19 protein-coding genes and 2 tRNA genes are annotated in these 18,149 nt (G+C 65.8%); 14 read left to right on the top strand and 7 right to left on the bottom strand.

The annotated features are described in order from the left end of the window. Positions 1-294 precede the first annotated feature (294 nt). The gene (locus CSQ85_RS05575) at positions 295-1,206 is read left to right on the top strand and encodes a DUF1684 domain-containing protein (RefSeq protein WP_190972913.1); all 912 of its coding nucleotides are present in this window, start codon (positions 295-297) and stop codon (positions 1,204-1,206) included. 79 nt (positions 1,207-1,285) lie between these two features. Here CSQ85_RS05575 and CSQ85_RS05570 read toward each other — a convergent pair whose 3' ends face one another. The 3 genes from CSQ85_RS05570 to CSQ85_RS05560 form a co-directional block, all read right to left on the bottom strand. Beyond that, a complete protein-coding gene (locus CSQ85_RS05570; RefSeq protein WP_150383214.1) occupies positions 1,286-1,843 on the bottom strand; it encodes a PIN domain-containing protein in 558 nt (185 codons plus the stop codon). A gap of 22 nt (positions 1,844-1,865) precedes the next feature. After that, on the bottom strand, positions 1,866-2,267 hold the full coding sequence (locus tag CSQ85_RS05565) for a helix-turn-helix domain-containing protein (protein WP_190972912.1): 402 nt from the start codon (positions 2,265-2,267) through the stop codon (positions 1,866-1,868). A gap of 128 nt (positions 2,268-2,395) precedes the next feature. Continuing rightward, positions 2,396-2,611 (bottom strand): hypothetical protein, encoded by a 216-nt coding sequence (locus CSQ85_RS05560; protein ID WP_223846860.1) that lies wholly within the window; start codon positions 2,609-2,611, stop codon positions 2,396-2,398. A 102-nt stretch (positions 2,612-2,713) separates the two neighbouring features. On the opposite strand from CSQ85_RS05560, the gene CSQ85_RS05555 reads away from it, so the two are divergent. The 5 genes from CSQ85_RS05555 (at position 2,714) to CSQ85_RS05535 (ending at position 6,859) form a co-directional block, all read left to right on the top strand. Further along, positions 2,714-3,655 carry an ABC transporter ATP-binding protein gene (locus CSQ85_RS05555; protein WP_150383212.1) on the top strand — a complete coding sequence of 314 codons (942 nt, stop codon included), beginning with the start codon at positions 2,714-2,716 and terminating at the stop codon, positions 3,653-3,655. After that, on the top strand, positions 3,652-4,479 hold the full coding sequence (locus CSQ85_RS05550; RefSeq protein WP_150383211.1) for an ABC transporter permease subunit: 828 nt from the start codon (positions 3,652-3,654) through the stop codon (positions 4,477-4,479). The genes CSQ85_RS05555 and CSQ85_RS05550 overlap by 4 nt, the downstream gene beginning before the upstream one ends. A gap of 38 nt (positions 4,480-4,517) precedes the next feature. Then, positions 4,518-5,369 (top strand): ABC transporter permease, encoded by an 852-nt coding sequence (locus tag CSQ85_RS05545; protein ID WP_190972911.1) that lies wholly within the window; start codon positions 4,518-4,520, stop codon positions 5,367-5,369. 68 nt (positions 5,370-5,437) lie between these two features. Continuing rightward, positions 5,438-6,643, top strand: a complete 1,206-nt coding sequence (locus CSQ85_RS05540; protein WP_150383209.1) for a hypothetical protein — start codon at positions 5,438-5,440, stop codon at positions 6,641-6,643. 139 nt (positions 6,644-6,782) lie between these two features. Continuing rightward, positions 6,783-6,859: transfer RNA gene (locus CSQ85_RS05535), tRNA-Asp, on the top strand. Between the two features lie 151 nt (positions 6,860-7,010). On the opposite strand, the gene CSQ85_RS05530 is transcribed toward CSQ85_RS05535, so the two are convergent. Together CSQ85_RS05530 and CSQ85_RS05525 are read right to left on the bottom strand one after the other, a co-directional pair. Further along, positions 7,011-8,222, bottom strand: coding sequence for a glycosyltransferase family 4 protein (locus CSQ85_RS05530; protein ID WP_223846859.1), 1,212 nt, complete (start codon positions 8,220-8,222; stop codon positions 7,011-7,013). Positions 8,223-8,488: 266 nt separating this feature from the next. Continuing rightward, positions 8,489-8,983, bottom strand: a complete 495-nt coding sequence (locus CSQ85_RS05525) for a hypothetical protein (RefSeq protein ID WP_223846858.1) — start codon at positions 8,981-8,983, stop codon at positions 8,489-8,491. Positions 8,984-9,234: 251 nt separating this feature from the next. On the opposite strand from CSQ85_RS05525, the gene CSQ85_RS05520 reads away from it, so the two are divergent. Continuing rightward, positions 9,235-9,927, top strand: coding sequence for a hypothetical protein (locus tag CSQ85_RS05520; RefSeq protein WP_150383208.1), 693 nt, complete (start codon positions 9,235-9,237; stop codon positions 9,925-9,927). Between the two features lie 137 nt (positions 9,928-10,064). Here the strand turns inward: CSQ85_RS05520 and CSQ85_RS05515 are convergent, their stop codons facing one another. Then, entirely contained in the window at positions 10,065-10,490 is a 426-nt protein-coding gene (locus tag CSQ85_RS05515) for a glycerophosphodiester phosphodiesterase (protein WP_107041289.1), read from the bottom strand. Positions 10,491-11,005: 515 nt separating this feature from the next. Here CSQ85_RS05515 and CSQ85_RS05510 point away from each other — a divergent pair. The 4 genes from CSQ85_RS05510 to prmC all read left to right on the top strand — a co-directional run bounded on the left by CSQ85_RS05510 (position 11,006) and on the right by prmC (position 13,509). Further along, positions 11,006-11,079 (top strand) — tRNA-Ile (locus CSQ85_RS05510). Positions 11,080-11,214: 135 nt separating this feature from the next. Next, positions 11,215-11,427, top strand: a complete 213-nt coding sequence (gene rpmE / locus CSQ85_RS05505) for a 50S ribosomal protein L31 (RefSeq protein WP_043164901.1) — start codon at positions 11,215-11,217, stop codon at positions 11,425-11,427. Between the two features lie 100 nt (positions 11,428-11,527). Then, positions 11,528-12,616 (top strand): peptide chain release factor 1, encoded by a 1,089-nt coding sequence (gene prfA, locus CSQ85_RS05500; RefSeq protein WP_107041290.1) that lies wholly within the window; start codon positions 11,528-11,530, stop codon positions 12,614-12,616. A gap of 2 nt (positions 12,617-12,618) precedes the next feature. After that, a complete protein-coding gene (prmC, locus tag CSQ85_RS05495; protein ID WP_150383207.1) occupies positions 12,619-13,509 on the top strand; it encodes a peptide chain release factor N(5)-glutamine methyltransferase in 891 nt (296 codons plus the stop codon). 112 nt (positions 13,510-13,621) lie between these two features. Here the strand turns inward: prmC and CSQ85_RS05490 are convergent, their stop codons facing one another. Beyond that, positions 13,622-14,221 carry a sugar O-acetyltransferase gene (locus CSQ85_RS05490; protein ID WP_150383256.1) on the bottom strand — a complete coding sequence of 200 codons (600 nt, stop codon included), beginning with the start codon at positions 14,219-14,221 and terminating at the stop codon, positions 13,622-13,624. A 303-nt stretch (positions 14,222-14,524) separates the two neighbouring features. Here CSQ85_RS05490 and CSQ85_RS05485 point away from each other — a divergent pair, with 303 nt between their 5' ends. The 3 genes from CSQ85_RS05485 (at position 14,525) to guaB (ending at position 18,050) form a co-directional block, all read left to right on the top strand. Further along, a complete protein-coding gene (locus CSQ85_RS05485; protein ID WP_150383206.1) occupies positions 14,525-15,172 on the top strand; it encodes an L-threonylcarbamoyladenylate synthase in 648 nt (215 codons plus the stop codon). Then, a complete protein-coding gene (locus CSQ85_RS05480; RefSeq protein WP_107041292.1) occupies positions 15,169-16,305 on the top strand; it encodes an MraY family glycosyltransferase in 1,137 nt (378 codons plus the stop codon). Before CSQ85_RS05485 ends, CSQ85_RS05480 begins: the two co-directional genes overlap by 4 nt. 194 nt (positions 16,306-16,499) lie before the next feature. Then, the gene (guaB, locus tag CSQ85_RS05475; protein WP_107041293.1) at positions 16,500-18,050 is read left to right on the top strand and encodes an IMP dehydrogenase; all 1,551 of its coding nucleotides are present in this window, start codon (positions 16,500-16,502) and stop codon (positions 18,048-18,050) included. Positions 18,051-18,149 lie beyond the last annotated feature (99 nt).

The following is an 18,149-nucleotide window of genomic DNA, read 5'->3' as shown; positions in this document are numbered from 1 at the left end:
TTGTCCGGGTGTTTTGCGGCCGTATCCGGGCAAACGTACGTTAACAGATACCTACCGTACGTTGATTCGGAAGAGACGAAGAAATGTCCGGACGAACGTACAGTGAGTGCTCGTTACCGTACGTTTGCCCGGAAAGGATGGGGGAATATCCGGGCGAACGTACGCCCAGGACCGGGGTTGTCTCTGGGAGGGGGTGACTGGCGGCACTGGAACCGTACCGGTATGGTCGTATGGGGGAGGAACGGCGAGGGAAGCCGGACTCCGATACCTCGAAACATCGAAAAGGAGCGTATGATGACCGATTCCACGACGATCACGCAGCCCGACGGGGTGCTGTCGGATGAACGTGCCGACTGGCTGGCATGGAGGCGTCAACGTGAGGAGGGGCTGTGTGCGCCGTACGGATGGCTGTCCCAGACCGGACTGTACTGGTTGCAGGCGCTTGGCGGGTTCAGGGCCGTCATTCCGGGCATCAATGGCGAATGGCTGTTACAGGATGGCGAGGTCATGTTCACGCCGCAGCCGTCCGGGGAAAGCGGTAAGGGAACCGACAGTGCTGGCGACCAGTCCAACGCGCTGACGCTGGTGGATGCCAAGGGCGATCGCACGCCGATCGCCGGCCCCGTGCGTGTGCCGAGCGACGCCACCGCGAACGGATCGTACGTCGAAGCCGGGCAGATCCGCGCCGCGGTGATCGAGCGCGGCGGCCGGTTCGGCATCCGCGTGAGGGACCCCGAATCGCAGTTCCGCCGTGATTTCACGGGCATCCCGGCCTATGACTTCGACCCGGCGTGGCGGATCGAGGGCCGGTTCGAGCCGTACGGCGAGTCGCAGGACACGGTGGTGAGCACCCGCGTCGAATGGCTGACGAGCACGCTCGAGGCCATCGGCGTGGTGCGCTTCGAGGCGCAGGGCGTCGAACAGCGCCTCATCGCGTTCGACGGAGGCGTGAAGGACGGCGTCCGCGAGCTGTTCATCATCTTCCGTGATCCCACCAACGGCGACACCACCTACGGCAGCGGCCGTTTCCTCAACGCGACGGTCGCCGAGGACGCCGACGGGGAGCCGAATGGCGAGTCGGACGTGTTGCTGGACTTCAACCGCGCCTTCAACCCGCCGTGCGCGTTCTCGCCCTACTGCACCTGCCCATTGGCCCCGGCCGAGAACACCGTGACCGTCCCCGTCGCCGCCGGCGAACGCCACTGAGAGACCGTGTCCTCTGCTCGTTTGGGGCCGTCCGCCGAGCGGCCCCGAACGGGAACGCCAAGACTTAGATTGTCGGAGCTTACAAGTGAAGCAATCCACACATTGTGCGGGAAAACTCGGGCATGCCGGAAGCTTCGAGCCGCTCCAGCTCTTCACGCATGGTGCGCGGCGGATGTTTCTTGGACGATACCAGTTCCTGCATGGCCTTGACCGCCTGTTCCGGTTGGGATTCGGCCAGGGAGGTCAGGAACGTATCGGGGTGTCGTGCGGCCAGTCCGATTTTGGCAAGTTGGTTTGCCGGGAAGTCCTTGAGATTGAAGGTGACGATTACATCGGCGTCGCCGTTATGGGCTGCGGCCGCCACATGACGGTCATCGGGGTCAGGCAGTACGACTTCGCCGGCCAATTCCGGTTTGGAGGGGACGAGGTAGTACGGTTTGATGTCCCGGATGGCGGCGAGATAGCGATCCACCCATATCGGGTCATGTCCCAGATCGTCCACGAACGCGCATCGGGCCTCTTCGAGCACGTCGTCGGAGAACTGGGGGTCGAACAGATGATGGTCGGCGAACGTGAGCAATACGTCCGTCAACCATGTGTGGGGGAAGATGTTCGCATCGAGGAAGGCGATGACCATAGTGGGTTTCACCTGTCCCGTCTCAGTTGAAACGGGACAGGTAGGCGGTGTAATCGACGCTGTCCAATCCACCTTGGCTGGCGGCCTCCCGCATGTCCTCGAGTGCCTGACGTCCATGGGCTTCGGATGTATCGCGGTAGGCGACGACTTTCGCTCGGGAGACCATGCGGTTGCCTTTCGAGCCGTATCTTGTGAATGGGATCTCGCCGGAGTCGAGGATGCGCGCGACCGTCTTCGGGGAGACGCCGAGGATCTGCGCGGCTTCGCCCGTGGTGATGAGATCCGCGCCACCACCGTGCACGATCGCGTCGAACGCTCGGCGCAGCTCCTCTGCGTCCAGTGGGATCGCCTTGCCGTCGCCTGAGGTGATGTACGCGGAACCTTCGCTGATCTGTGAAATGGGGATCGCCTCGAATGTGCTCATGGCAGTTCCTTTCCGATGACGCTTTCTCTGATTGTACCCATTACTGGACATATCGCCAATATCGGACAAATCGGACATGTTGTCGGTCATGAACTGAGCGATCCCCGCCGATACGCGTCGGGAACCGCTCACTCGGCCCGGCGGCCGCGGTCGCGGATGAACAGGGAGGCGACGAGGCAGACCGCGCACACGATGGCCACGTCGCGGAACGAGGCGCGCATGCCGAGGGTGGATGCGGCGGCCTCGTCCATGCCGGATCGGACGGCGCTCGCGGCGTGCGTGTTCATGATGGTGATGAGCAGGGCGATGGCCATTGCGCCCGAGGGACGTTGTTCTGCGCGCACGATATGAACGCCATAAGGATTCCGTAAGGAAGGCATGACAGGTGAGCGGCGTGCCCCTATCCTGTATCGCAGGAGAAGTCGACGGCATCTCGAGGAGGGACAATGACCACGACGAATGACGTTCCGGCGATCCTCACACGTCACCTGACCAAACGATACGGCAAGGCACGGGGCATCGAGGACGTGAACCTCACCGTGCGGCAGGGCGAGATCTTCGGCTTCATCGGACCGAACGGGGCGGGCAAGTCGACGACGATCCGCACATTGCTCGGCCTGATCCGCAAGACGGGCGGCGAGGCGTCCATCCTCGGCCTCGACTGCGAGCGCGACCGCACGCGCATCCTCGAACAGGTGGGCTACCTGCCCAGCGAGGTGTTCTACTACGACGGCATGCGCGCCCGCGACCTGCTCAAGTATGCGGCGGGCTTCTACCGCACGGACTGCTCGGCGCGCATCAAGGAGATCTCGACCCGGCTCGGCTTGAACCTCGATCAGAAGGTCGAGGACATGTCGCTCGGCAACCGCAAGAAGGTCGGCATCGTGCAGGGGCTGATGCACTCGCCGAAGCTCATCATCCTCGATGAGCCGACCAGTGGCCTCGACCCGCTCGTGCAGCGCGCGTTCTTCGACCTGATTCGCGAGGAGCATGCGCGCGGCGCCACGGTGCTGTTCTCCTCGCATATCCTCTCCGAAGTGCAGCGCATCTGCGACCGCGTCGCGATCATCCGCGAGGGCCGGATCGTCGCGGTGCGCAGCGTGTCCGAGATGCGGCGGTCCGCGGTCAAGCGTGTGACGCTCGGACTGGGGAGCGATTGTGCGCACGCGGTGCAGGCGCTTGAATCCATGCCCGGCGTCAGGTCGCTGAATTCGGGAGTTCCGGGAGTGGAAAGCGAAAAAGAGGATACCGCCACGTTCCTCTACGAGGGCGACTGCAACGCGCTCATCGCGGCGCTCGCCGGCATGAGGCTCACGGACGTGGAGATCGCCGAGCCGACGCTGGAGGAAGTGTTCATGCATTACTACCAGCCGGAGTCGGTCCGATGAACGTATCGACCGCGGTGCACGTCTACCTCTTCGAACTCAAGGCCCAGCTGCGCCCGTTCCTCATCGGCGCGGCCACGCTCCTCGCTGTGGCCGTCCTGCTGCTGGCGGGCGCCTACCCGATCTACCGCGACTCCAAGTCGAGCGTCGAACAGGTGATCGACGGCTTCCCGCCGCAGTTCGCCGCGCTGTTCGGCGTCAACGACGACGTGTTCTCCTTCGGCGGCTTCTACCGGTTCAGCTCGCTCTACCTCATGCTGACCATGGCGATCATGGCCTGCGCATGGGGATTGGCGGTGTTCGGACGTGAGAAGCGCGCGAAGGCCACCGACTTCCTGTTCGTCATGCCGATGCCGCGGGGCGCGATCTACGCGGCCAAGCTCGCGGCCGGGCTCACGATGGTCGTCGTGGCTTCTTTGGCGTTCCTCGCCTCGGTCGCGCTGGTCTACACGCGATTCCGCGACGATCCCACCGCGACCTCCATCGCCCTGCCGCGGCTCATCCTCGCCGCGTCGTCGCTGCTTGGCGTCGGCGTGCTGTTCCTCGCCTTCGGTGCGCTGGCCGCCGTGCTGCTGCGGCGGATCCGCAGCGTATCCGGCATCGCGACCACATTCGGCATACTCGGATTCATGCTCGTCTCCCTGCCCGAGATGACCGGCGAGGACAAGTACCGCATCGTCTCGCCGTTCACCTGGTTCAACGTGTCCGAGGCGCTGGACCATGGGCGCTACGAGGCGGGCTATGTGGCTTTGGCCACCGCGGTGGCCGTGGCCTGCCTGGCGGCTGGGGCCGTCGTGTACGCGCGCGGCGAGGTGAGGGCCGAATGATGTCGAAGCGAGGGCAACGAAGGACGGGCGGTGCCGCGATGAGGGCCGTATTCGCCATGATCGCACGCGAGTCGAAGGCCAACATGAAGGTCTGGCTGATCTGGAGCGTGGTGATCATCCTGTTCAACATCGCCGGCGTGATGAAGTTCGAGGGCATCGCCGGCGGTGACGCCGACGCCGTACGCAAGCTCACCGACGCGTTCCCGAAGGTCGCGCTCGCCGTCATGGGCATCGCCGACCTCGACATGTCCACATTCGCCGGCTACTACGCGGTGCTCGAGTTCTACACGGGCATCATGGCGGCCGTCTACGCGGTCGCGCTCGCCCGCAACGCGGTGTCGCGCGAGCTGACGGACGGCACCTACGAATTCCTGTTCGTGCGGCCCGTGTCGCGTACCACGATCCTGAGCGCGAAGCTCACGGCCGCGCTGGGTGACGCGGTCGCGTTCGTCGCGGTCAACCTCGTCTCGTCGCTGCTGTGCCTGTCGATGCTGGGAGATGTACCGGGACTCGACGACGGTGCGGCCGCGACGGTGATCTGGCGGTTCTGTGTCTGGCTGTTCGCCGTGATGCTCGTGTTCGGCGCGATCGGCGCGTGCGCGTCCGCGGCATGCGCGCGCCCCGAGCGCGGCGCCGCCATCGGCAACGCCTCGGTGGTCGTCGCCTACGGCGCGGGCGTCGTCTACGACATGTTCTCCGACCACGATGCCTCGGTCGTGGCGCGCGTGCTCTCCCCGTTCCGCTACGCCACGCCGCAGGACATCATCGACGGGCGGGCTCCGGCGGCGTTCGTCGCGCTGGCCGCGCTGATCGTCGTGGCCGGGTTCGTCGCCGCCTACCGCGCCTTCGCCGTGCGCGATCTGGCCGTGCGCGATCTGGCCGTGCGCTGATCGCCGGTTCATGCACTGTTCATCTCTTCGGCGGACGTGTCCCGCATGGGCGATGACACGATGGAGTCATGGGGAATACGTATCAGAGTCCGTTCGATGGCGACGTGGGGAGCGATGCCGGCTTCGGCGCCGGAATCGCGGCCGCGAACGTGGTGACCGACGCCGAACGCGCCGCGGCCGCGCGTATCCGCGCCAAGGCCCTGATCTGGCTGGTGGTGTTCCTGGCGGTCCTCGTGGCGGCCGTTGTCGCCGGCACCGATCGCAGCGGCGGGCCGGTGCAGGGGACGCCGGTCGCGGCGGTCGTCACAGCCGTGGACACGCGGAACAACGAGGTCACGGTCTCGGCCGACGGGCGTGACTCCGTGCTGCGTCACAGGAAACACTCGGAATTCGCCTACCATCCCGGCCAGCGGCTCGACGCCTATGCGTACGACGGCGGGATCTATGAGACCCTGAACGGCGTCACCAACGCCACGGCGCTGAGCCGGGCCTACCCGTGGCTCGCGTCAGGCGCGTTCGCGTTGAGCGTGGTCGCCCTCACGTACGTGGTCGGCTGGCGCAGGTCGGCGGCGACGATCCGCGACGCCGAGGCGGGCGATCCCATCGCCATCGCCTATCTGAAGCGCGGACCGCAACTGGGCACGGTCGAATGGTGGTGGGCCACCCCGCCGGTCAGACCGTCGACCGAACGCCGCAAAGTGCTCGTCATGGGGGTGATGCTGGCGCTGGCGGCCGTGGCGTTCATCATCATGGAGGTCGTGATGCGTCTGCTCGGCACGTCCCCGGCCATGAACGGCTTCCGCATCGGTTTCGCCTTCGCGTGCCTGCCGTTCCTCGCGCTGGCCGTCTGGTGTTTCGTCTTCGTCGCACGCCCGACTGAGGGCGCCATCCGTGTGCTCGGCCGGATGCGCTGGGCGCTGATCGTACTGGGGGTCATCGGCCTGATCGTGACATGGATGCTGTCCCATGACGGATACGCCTGCGGCGCACTCGCGATGGCGTACGGTTCGGCGTGCACGCTCCTGCGGGCCGTCCGGTCGGTCGCCTCCATCGCCCTGCCGGGGCCGGTGACCATGCCGAGATACCGCGAACGCATCGATGCGGACATCGCGCGTCGGGCGCGGGCCGAATCGCAGGTCGCGTCGGAAGGCTGGGGATTGGACATGGTGCGCGCCAAGCGCGAACGCCGCATGTTCCTGCGATACACACTCGTCTCCGTCGGGTTCCTCGCGTTCGTCGCGCTCATCGCATGGGCGAAGACGATGCTCGGGTGAGGCGACTTGGCTGAATGGCACGCGATATCGATATGACGCGCGACATGATGCGTGATACGGCACGCGACACGCCGGGTTTTGCGATCGTGGGAAAGTGTGTAATATATCCACTCGTGCCTCGCGAGAGCGGGAAACACACGGCCCCGTAGCTCAGTTGGTTAGAGCGCCGCCCTGTCACGGCGGAGGTCACCGGTTCAAGTCCGGCCGGGGTCGCCAGCAACGGGCTTCCGATCATTCGGAAGCCCGTTTTTCGTATGTGTGGCCCCCTCTGATGAGGGGGCTGTCGGCGAAGCCGGCTGGGGGAGAGAAGAAGAGCGCCCGATAGGGTCGCGGGGAGCGCAGCATCGGCCGAAGACCGATCCTGAACCTACGCCGTCATCGCCATCCGCAGTTCTGAGGCGAGCCGGTAGTAGCCGATCAGCTGATCCACCAGCGCCGGCCACGTACGGCTTTTCACCGCCGCGAGCCCGTTGAACCCCATGGTCTCGCGCAACGTGGGATCCTCGATCAGGCGTTCCACGCACGAACGCAGGTCATCGTCGTCATCGGGGTCGAACAGCAGTCCGGTCCGTCCGTCGTCCACCAAGTCGATCGGGCCTCCGGCGGCCGGTGCCACGACCGGCAGGCCGCTCGCCATCGCCTCCTGGATCGTCTGCCCGAACGTCTCCTCGGCGCCGGTGTGCACGAACACGTCCAACGCCGCGTAGGCGTCGGCCAGTTCATCGCCGTGCAGCATGCCGGTGAACACCGCGTTCGGCAGCAGCTCCTGCAGCTCCTCCTCGCACGGGCCGCCTCCCACGACGACCAGCCGCATGCCGAGCCCGTCCAGCGCCGTGAGCCGTTCGACCTGCTTCTCCGGGGCGAGCCTGCCCACGTATCCGACGACCGGTCGGGCGCCGTCGCCGCTCCACTTGTCATGCAGGCGACGCACCTCGTCGCGGCTGCGGCGGCGAGGGTTGAACAGCCACGAGTCGACCCCGCGCCCCCACGGGCGTACCAGGGAGGGGTCGACGCCGAACGCGGCGAGCCGTTCGCCCGCCTGCTTGGTGGGCGCGAGCGTCAGCGTGGCCATGTTGTGCATCTGCGCGATGCGGGCGCCCACGATCTGCTCGGCGCTCTCGCCCGAGGCCTTGCTCACCTTACGCAGCCATCCGGTGTGCTTCGGCATGACGCCGTCCACCACGCCGTCCAGCGCCTCGCGGACGAACCGTCGCGCATACTGCGCCACATCGGTCTGATAGATCGCCACCGTCGGGATGCCCAGTTCCTCGCCGGCGATCAGCGCCGCATGGCCGAGCTTCGAGATCGGCGCCGCCACATGGATGATGTCCGGGCGGGGCAGCTCCTCGATCATGTGGATCACCGACGTCTTCGTCGGTACGGCCACGTTGAAGTTCTGGATCGGCCACGACGGCACCGTGTCCACGTTGTATCCGTCGTATTCGCCGTCATCGGGGGCCGGTTGCGGGGTGATGACATGCGCGTCGAACCCGCGTTCGGCGAAGCGGTCGAGGATGTGCTTCACGCTTCCGGAGACGCCGTTGGTCTGCTCCAGCGATGACTCGCTGACGATGAGCACCGAAAGCCGGCGCTCCTCATACGGGTGCTCGCGGGGGTCTGTATCGGCGTCAGACGGTTCTGACAGCGGTGCTGACGACGCTGTTGGCGACGGTGTTGGCGACGGTCGCGTCGCGGAATCCATGGATGTCACGAATCCCAAGTCTAAGAGTCGTATTACGTTGCCGTGCGCCCGAAACGACGCTGTTCATGCCGTGGTCGCGGTCTGTTCATCTGGGCGTGTGCCGTCCGTGCCGGCCGTGGCGGCGGACGCCTCTCCTCCGGGCGTCACGCGGCCTTGACGTGCGTCAGTTCGGCCAGTTCGACCAGTTCAGCCAGCTCGCGTTCGAGTTCGGTGATGCGGTGGAGCTGGCGGGCGATGAGCAGGTCCCGCGGATCGGGGGAGCCGGCGCCGCGCTTCCGGGCGGGGGCTCCGGCCGACAGCTCGCCAGCACCGGCGATGCGGGGATGGGCCGGCACGTCGTGGACTTCGCGCCAGCGTGCGAAGCTGCGTTCGATGCGCTTGTAACCGACGATCCTCGGATCGAGCCCCGCCTCGCGGAACAGCGTGGTCGGGCTGGCGCCCTGCGCATAGCGTTCCATGCACCGTGTCTTGAACTCGTCCGTGTAGGTGATGCGGGTCGCGGTCGCGTGTTCGACCGCCGGGAGAGCTTCGAGATACCTGATCTGCTCCTCGGTGAACGTCATGCCTGCCGTCCTTTCGGGTCCGTTCGGCTCTGATTCCACGCACGCGTGCAGCTGGCGGAAAATGGTCATCAACATGATACATTCCACGTCATGGTTAACGCTAACAGTTTCATAACAATTTCATATCGGTTGTGCTCGGCGTCGTCGGAGATGGCATCGGAGACGTCGTCGGAGACGCCATCGGGGCTGGGTTATCCACAACTGCATCCACCGCATCCACATGATCCCCGGCCGCGTTTGCCCGCCGCCGGCCCGCCTCCTAATGTGGCAGGCACGAGGAGGGCGACGGAGCCATCCCACGAACCCCAAGGAAGGGGACGATCATCATGACGATGGGCGAGACGGCGACGGTATGCGGGCGCGACGACTGGGGTGGTCCGGCCACCATCCCCGCGTTCCATGTGGCGAGCATGTTCCGGCGGGCCGATCCGGAGTCCTATGACGACGCGAGACGCGAGTTCTTCATCCAGGTGAACCTCAACCCGTTCCGCACGCGGACCGAGGAGTTCCAGCGGCGGATGGAGGACGCGTTCGACCAGTGGTTCACGTTCGACTACCACATCGACCAGCTGGGATTGACGCCGTTCGCGGTCGCGTCCGCGTACGCGCGCGACGAGAACGAGAACGTGGGGGAGCGCGGCTACGCGGAGCTGTGCGAGACCGCGAAGACGAACTTCGCTTCATGGTTCTGGGTGCGTGAGGCGAACGCCGCCGAATCGCGGATCGTGCTCGAGGACGTGATCAACGGCGGCATATACGGCGTGCGCGATTTCCCGGCCGCCGCCGCGTTCGACGGCGCCACGGGCGGTGCCGTGGTGGTGCGCATCGCGCGCGTACGCGGCGCGTGGCGCATGGTGGGCGATCCGCTCTTCCAGGCGAGGAAACCCGATTCGGCGCGGTTCCGGTTGCATCTGGCCTCGTGCCTGCGCACATGGAACCCGAAGTTCATTGATCTCGTGCGGTTGCTGTTCGGGTGCGACCCGTATCTGAAACTTGATCTGAAGGACATGCGCTGGTGACCGTGGTCGCCGGCGGGGCGTGTCCGCTCCATGGAGGGCAGTGAGGGCTCGCGGTCGACGATGACCGCGAGCCCTCCGTCCGTGTGGCGTTCCGTTGTTGCTGCTGTGTTGCGGATGCGCCGGATCGGTATCTGGGATCAGTACTTGTTGGCGCCCTCACCGATGAAGTTCACCTGGAAGCCGCGCTGGTAGTGCAGGAACATGCTCGCGCCGTAGCGGTCGACCGGACGGTGGGTGAACAGCATGCGGATCGCGAAGGCGGTCTGCACGTCCTCCGGCAGCGCGAGGAACGCCTTGTGGGCGTCCCAGTAGGGCTCATGCACGATGGCCGCGTCCGGCACGTAGGCGTAGCCGTAGCCGTCGTCGTTCACGTAGCCCATGAACGGCAGGTCCCAGGCGTCGTAGCGGGTGAGCTTGGCCTTGTAGTCCTCGACCTCGGCGATGGCCTCGTCGCTGATGCCGAACGACTTGGCGACCTTGTTGGCCTCGGCGGTCTTCTCCTCCGGGGTCTTGTTGAACATGTCGAAGTTGACGGTGATGACCTTCTTGGTGTCCTCTGCCATGATGTCCCCTTCCGCAGCTAAACCGAACATGAATCATGTTCGATTGTGCCTGCGTGATATGTGCGTATAGCGTATATTCCACTGACTGAAACAGGCGTCCATGTGAACGTCCGAGACCTAAGCGTAGCACGGCGGAATGTTTCAAATCGGTGAAATAATGCGATTTTTTACCTCGTTCATCTCTGCGTAACCGAAATGGTCGATATTGTTCGCTGGATTGATCTTCTGTTCACATTGCTGCCGTTATGAACATGCGCTTTGGTACTTTTGCCTTTGAAGCGAACATGGATGTGCGATTCGCTGATTCGTTCGGGCGTGTCGTGTGTGCGCCGGGCGGGCGTGGCGGGCCGGGGCTGTCGCGCGGGCCTGTCATGTGGAACGCTTCCGTGAAACATCCCGTGAAACATGTGGGCCGTGATGGGGTGCGCTGTGAAACACCTCGTGAAACACCTTGCGGACGTTCTCCGCGATCAGGCCTCGTCCTCGTCCCCGCCCCCGATAGAATATGTGGGTCCGCCCCCGTAGCTCAGTCGGTTAGAGCAGCACCCTTATAAGGTGTGGGTCCTGGGTTCAAGTCCCAGCGGGGGCACGTTCACTCCCGCGCCACTCCGACGTCATCCCGGCGTTTCCTGTCGGCGTGTGCGTCTAGTATTTCGAAGGTTCCGGTTCACGCCAGCCAGAGGGGCATGGCGACCCGGGTCACCTGAATTCCTTAGGAGACATCATGAAGCAGGGTATCCATCCCGATTACCATGCCGTCGAGGTCCTGTGCTCGTGCGGCAACACCTTCGTCACCCGTTCCACCTACAACGGTGACCACATGACGGTTGACGTCTGCTCGAAGTGCCACCCGTTCTACACCGGCAAGCAGAAGATTCTCGACACCGGCGGCCGCGTGGCCCGCTTCGAGAAGCGCTACGGCAAGAGGACCAAGTAGCATACTTCAGGCCAGTCCGTCGCGGTCCGGCGCGCATCAGCGCGCCCGGTCGCCGGACTGGCTTTTTTCATACCCCGGCACAGATCCCAGGAAGGACGCCATGGCAGACGAACAGTTCCCCGCGGCCGCGACCGCGCTGGAGGAATACCGGTCCATCGAAGAGCAGATGGCCAGCCCCGAAGTGGTGACGAACCCCGACAAGATGCGCAAGCTCGGCCGTCGTCACGCCGAACTCGGCGCCATCGTCTCCGCATACCAGCGGTACCTCTCCGTCCGCGACGACCTCGAGGCCGCACGCGAGATGGCGTCCGAGGACCCCGACTTCGCCGACGAGGCCAAGCGCCTCGAGGCCGAACTGCCCGGCGCCGAGGAGAAGCTGCGCACCGCGCTGATCCCGCGCGACCCCGATGACGCCCGTGACGTGATCATGGAGATCAAGGCCGGCACCGGCGGCGAGGAGGCGGCGCTGTTCGCCGGCGACCTGCTGCGCATGTACACCCGCTACGCCGAGAAGCGCGGCTGGACCGTCACCATCCAGTCCGAGAACGGCACCGAGCTCGGCGGCGTCAAGGACGTGCAGGTCGCCATCCGCGCCAAGGGCACGCCCGCCCCCGAGGACGGCGTGTGGGCGTCCCTCAAATACGAGGGCGGCGTGCATCGCGTCCAGCGCATCCCCGTCACCGAATCGCAGGGACGCATCCAGACCTCCGCGGCCGGCGTCATCGTCTTCCCGGAGGCCGACGAGGACGACGACGAGATCGAAATCGATCCGAAGGACCTGAAGATCGACATCTTCATGAGCTCCGGACCCGGCGGACAGTCCGTGAACACGACGTACTCCGCGGTGCGCATGACGCACATCCCCACCGGCATCGTCGTGAGCATGCAGGACGAGAAGTCGCAGATCCAGAACCGCGCCTCCGCATTGCGCGTGCTCAAGTCGCGACTGCTCGCGATGAAGCACGAGCAGGAGGCCGCCGAGGCCGCCGACATGCGTCACTCGCAGGTGCGCTCGCTCGACCGGTCCGAGCGCATCCGCACGTACAACTTCCCGGAGAACCGCATCGTCGACCATCGCACGAACTACAAGGCGTACAACCTCGATCAGGTGCTCGACGGCGACCTGCAGGCGGTCATCGACTCGGACATCCAGGCCGACGAGGCCGAACGCCTCGCCAAGCAGCAGTGACCGTGTCCCTGAATGAGGTGGTGAAGGCCGCCGCGGCGGAGTTGCGGGCGGCGGGGATCGAGACGCCGGAGCATGACGCGAAGCTGCTGATGGCCGAGGCGGCCGGTGACGGCGTTGAGCTGCGCGATGTGGACAAGGCGCTGCTGATGGGCGATGACATCGCCTATGACGTGGAGCGGTTCGACGCGATGATCGGGCGGCGTGCGAGGCGCGAGCCGTTGCAGTACATCGTCGGGCACGCGCCGTTCAGGTATCTCGATCTGACAGTCGGGCCGGGGGTGTTCATCCCGCGGCCGGAGACCGAGACCGTGGTGCAGGCCGGATTGGATTGGATCACGCGGCACGGGATGTACCATCCGCGCGTCGTCGACCTGTGCGCCGGGTCCGGGGCGATCGGACTCGCCGTCGCCAGCGAGGTGCCGGGCGCCGAGGTGTGGGCGGTCGAATTGTCGCCGGAAGCGTACGCATGGACCGAACGCAACCACGCGATCGTCGCGCGCGCGTATCCGTCGGTCGCCGGCAACTACCATCTGGAGCGCGGCGACGCGACCAGTCCGCTGACCTTGCCGCAGCTCGACGGCACCGTCGACATCGTCATCACCAACCCGCCGTACGTGCCGCTCGATGCAGTGCCCGAACAGCCCGAGGTGCGCGACTTCGACCCGGACATGGCGTTGTACGGCGGGTCGGCCGACGGCGTGCTCATCCCCGAGCGGATCATCCTGCGCGCGGCCGGATTGCTGCGTTCGGGCGGCGCGCTCGTCATGGAGCATGACATCTCGCAGGGTGACCGGCTCGTCGCCTTCGCGCACGCCAACGGCTTCGCCGAGGCGCGCACCGAAAACGACTGGACCGGACGCCCCCGCTTCCTCTTCGCAGTCAGGGGCGAATGACCGAATGACTCGGTCCCTCTGATTTGGCCCCCTCTGACGAGGGGGCTGTCAGCCATGGGCTGACTGGGGGAGAGACACATGCTGCGCGAATGCGGAGGTACCAAATCTGCCGTTACTGCGCGTACTCCTGATACACGCTGGCGTCCTTGTCGGTGATGGTCTTGATGACGCGGGCCGGGTTGCCGACGGCCACCGAGTTGGCGGGGATGTTCTTCGTGACGACCGCGCCGGCGCCGATCACGCATCCTTCGCCGATCGTCACGCCGCCGAGCACCGTCACGTTGCCGCCGAACCAGCAGTTCGATCCGATCGTGATCGGCTCGCCGTACTCGTAGTCATACGCGGTGCCGTCGGCGCGCTTGCGCACGTTGCGGTCCTGCCAGCGCAGCGGGTGCATCGGCGGCAGCAGGGAGACGTTCGGGCCGAACAGCACGTCGTCGCCGATCGTCACCGGCGCGCAGTCGAGCACGGTGAAGTTGAAGTTCGCGAACACGCGGTCGCCGATCGTCGTATGGCATCCGTAGTCGAAGAACACCGGACCCATCACGTCGAGGTTCTCACCGTGTCCGGGCAGCAGCTCGTCGAGGATCTCGGCGCGGGTCCTGTCGTCGTGGCGCGACGTGGCGTTGAACCGGGTGCACAGGTCGCCGGCCCTGCGACGCAGCTCGTCGAGCTCTGGATCGGAGACGTCGTACAGCTTGCCGTCGAGCATCTCCTCGCGCTCGGAGCGGCGCGGGGTGCGCAGCTCGACGGGCGGCACGCGGAACGGATCGGATGCCTCGGCGGAAGCGGGGGTGCCGGGAATGTCGTTGGTGATGGTCTGGTCGGTCATGTGCAGCTCCTTTGCGTGCCGGTGGGCGGCGAGTTGTTCGAATAACTGTATTGTAGTGGCCGCAGGGACGTTCGCGTGTGCCGGGGCCGGACGGCCGGGCGGTCGTGCGGTCCGTGCGCAATGATGCAATGATAGATTGTGTTCCGATTCATGGGTCGTACGGAACGAGGAGGAGGACGAACGATGAGCGAGATTCTCACGGTGGACGACGAGGCGCTCGCCAAGGCGTCCGAGATCATCCGGGACGGCGGGCTGGTGGTCATCCCCACCGACACCGTGTACGGCATCGCGGGCGACCCCCGCAACGGCGCTGCCCTCGACCGCATCTACGAGCTGAAACGCCGACCGCGGTTCAAGGCGCTGCAGGTGCTTCTCGCCGACATCGACCAGATCGACGACCTCGGACTCGCCCTGCCCGCGCCGCTCAACCGCCTCGCCGCGCGGTTCCTGCCCGGCGCGTTCTCCCCGATCTCCGTGGCCCAGGAGGGCTGCACGCTGAAGACCCTCGCCAAGGACGGCACGCAGGGCGTGCGCGTGCCCAATTCGGCCCTGAGCCTGAAGATCCTGCGCGCGGTGGGCCCGCTCGCCGCCTCCAGCGCGAACCTGTCCGGAGGGGAGAGCGCGCAGAGCGTCTACGAGGCGGTCGAGGCGTTCGGTGACGCCGTGCCGCTGTATCTGGACGGCGGCAGCACGCCGGGCCATGTGGCCAGCACCGTCGTCGCCGCCGATCCGCACGAGCGTGACGGCATCCGGATCCTTAGGGAGGGCGTGATCCCGCAGTCGGCGATCCGCGAGGCCCTGCACGTCAACGGCGGAGGTCTGGGCGCATGAGGATCTACCTGTTCATCGCCGCCATCGCGGGCGGCGCCACCTACCTGCTCACCCCGCTCATCCGCCACATCGCGATCGAGATCGGCGCCGTCGGCGAGGTGCGCGCCCGCGACGTGCACACCATCCCCACCCCGCGCATGGGCGGCCTCGGCATGCTGCTCGGCTTCGCCGTCGCCATGCTGTTCGCCAGCCACATCCCGTTCATCCAAGGGCTGTTCGAGTCCACACGGCAGGCGTGGGTCGTATTGCTCGGCGCGATCATGATCTGCCTGCTCGGCATGGCCGACGACCTGTGGGATCTCGACTGGATGCTCAAACTCGCCGGACAGCTGCTCATCTCCGTGTTCGTCGCGTGGGGAGGCCTGCAGATCATCTCCCTGCCGCTCGGATCGCTCGTCACCGCCTCACCCAGCCTGTCGATGGCGATCACCGCGTTCCTCATCGTCGCGTCGATCAACGCGGTCAACTTCGTCGACGGACTCGACGGACTGGCCTCCGGCATCGTCGCGATCGGCGGCATCGCCTTCGCGATCTACTCCTATATACTCGCGCGCACCTCGCCCTCGTACGCGTCGATGGCCACACTCATCGACGTCGCGCTCGTCGGCATCTGCGTGGGATTCATCCTGCACAACTGGCATCCGGCGAAACTGTTCATGGGTGATTCCGGTTCGATGCTGCTCGGCTACCTCATCACCTGCGCGTCGATCGTGATGACCGGACGCATCGACCCCGCGTCCGTGCACACGAGCGTCTATCTGCCGGTGTTCATGCCGATCCTGCTGCCGATCCTCGTGCTGTTCCTGCCGGTGCTCGACATGTGCCTGGCGATCACGAGGCGTCTGGCGAAGGGCCAGTCGCCGATGCACCCGGACCGCATGCACCTGCACCACCGGATGCTTCGGATCGGGCACACCGTGCAGGGGGCCGTGCTCATCCTGTGGGCGTGGGCCGCGCTCATCGGCTTCGGGTCCCTGATGATCCTGTTCTTCAAGGCGTGGCATGTCTTCCTCGGCATGGCCGTGGTCGGCGCCCTGCTCGCCGTCGCCACGATGTACCCGTACCTGAAGCGACGCATCCCCGAGATCCGCGCCGAAAACGAAGGCGCCAAGCACATACGCAGCTCCAAGTGAATCCTCTCCTTTTTGGCCCCCTCTGACGACGGGGCTGTCAGCAAAGCTGACTGGGGGAGAGATATGCGGTGAACAATCGCATAACGTCCGATGAACGAAGGTGGAATCGCCGGGGAACGCATGCGAAACACTTGGGGGAGCGCTCATAGGCGATGTTGATGTCCTACGTCAACACACTTTCATATAGTGGTCACATGGCTACAAACCTCGATATGAACGCAGAATCCGCGTATGCTCCCCTTCCGCCGATTTTCGCGAAGCTTGGCCTCGCCTATGACGATGTGCTGCTGCTGCCGAACGAGACGGACGTCATCCCCTCCGAGGTGGACACCACCACCCACCTGACCCGCAAGATCACGATGAAGGCCCCGGTGCTCTCCGCCGCCATGGACACCGTCACCGAGTCCGAGATGGCCATCGCCATGGCGCGCAACGGCGGCATCGGCGTGCTCCACCGCAACCTGTCCATCGACGATCAGGCCGCCCAGGTCGACGTCGTCAAGCGCTCCGAGTCCGGCATGATCACCGACCCGCTGACCGTCAACCCGGACGTCACCCTCGCCGACCTCGACAAGCTGTGCGGCAAGTTCCACATCTCCGGCCTGCCGGTCGTCGACAAGGACAACAAGCTCGTCGGCATCATCACCAACCGCGACATGCGCTTCATCGCCTCCGAGGACTACGACCGCCTCAAGGTCAAGGACATCATGACCAAGGAGAACCTGGTCACCGGCCCGTCCAACATCTCCAAGGAGGACGCGCACGACCTGCTCGCCAAGCACAAGGTCGAGAAGCTGCCGCTCGTCGACGCCGAAGGCCACCTGACCGGCCTGATCACCGTCAAGGACTTCGTCAAGACCGAGCAGTACCCGGACGCCACCAAGGACGAGCAGGGCCGCCTGCGCGTCGCCGCCGGCGTCGGCTTCCTCGGCGACGCCTGGCAGCGCGCCTCCGCCCTGATGGAGGCCGGCGTCGACGTGCTCGTCGTCGACACCGCCAACGGCGAGGCCCGTCTGGCCCTCGACATGATCTCCCGCCTGAAGCACGACTCCGCCTTCGACGGCGTGCAGATCATCGGTGGCAACGTCGGCACCCGCTCGGGCGCCCAGGCCATGATCGACGCCGGCGCCGACGCCGTCAAGGTCGGCATCGGCCCCGGCTCCATCTGCACCACCCGTATCGTCGCCGGTGTCGGCGTCCCGCAGCTCACCGCCGTGTACGAGGCCGCCCAGGCCTGCCGCGCGGCCGGCGTGCCCTGCATCGCCGACGGCGGCATCCACTACTCCGGCGACATCGCCAAGGCCCTCGTGGCCGGCGCGTCCTCCGTCATGCTCGGCGGCACCCTCGCCGGCTGCGAGGAGGCCCCGGGCGAGAAGGTCCTGCTGCACGGCAAGCAGTACAAGCTGTACCGCGGCATGGGCTCCCTCGGCGCCATGGCCCCGCGCGGCAAGAAGTCCTACTCCAAGGACCGCTACTTCCAGGCCGACGTCACCTCCAACGACAAGGTCGTGCCGGAGGGCGTCGAAGGCGAGGTGCCGTACCGCGGACCGCTCAACGCCGTGCTCTACCAGATGATCGGCGGCCTGCACCAGTCGATGTTCTACATCGGCGCCCACAACATCGCCGAGATGCCCGAGAAGGGCCGCTTCATCCGCATCACCGACGCCGGCCTGCGCGAATCGCACCCGCACGACATCGTGATGACCGCCGAGGCGCCGAACTACTCCGGCTTCCACAACAACTGATCCGGTCCGTGTGCGTTCGTGGTGCCCGGTGTCCGTGCGCGCCCGATCCGTCGCATCTATGACGTCCTCCTCGCAGCTCGCTCCTTCGGGAGCCCGTCC

This window comes from Bifidobacterium rousetti (genome assembly GCF_008698235.1).
Taxonomy (GTDB): domain Bacteria; phylum Actinomycetota; class Actinomycetes; order Actinomycetales; family Bifidobacteriaceae; genus Bifidobacterium; species Bifidobacterium rousetti.
The sequence above is the reverse complement of the archived record's forward strand: the minus strand, read 5'-3'. Positions and strand labels throughout refer to the sequence as shown.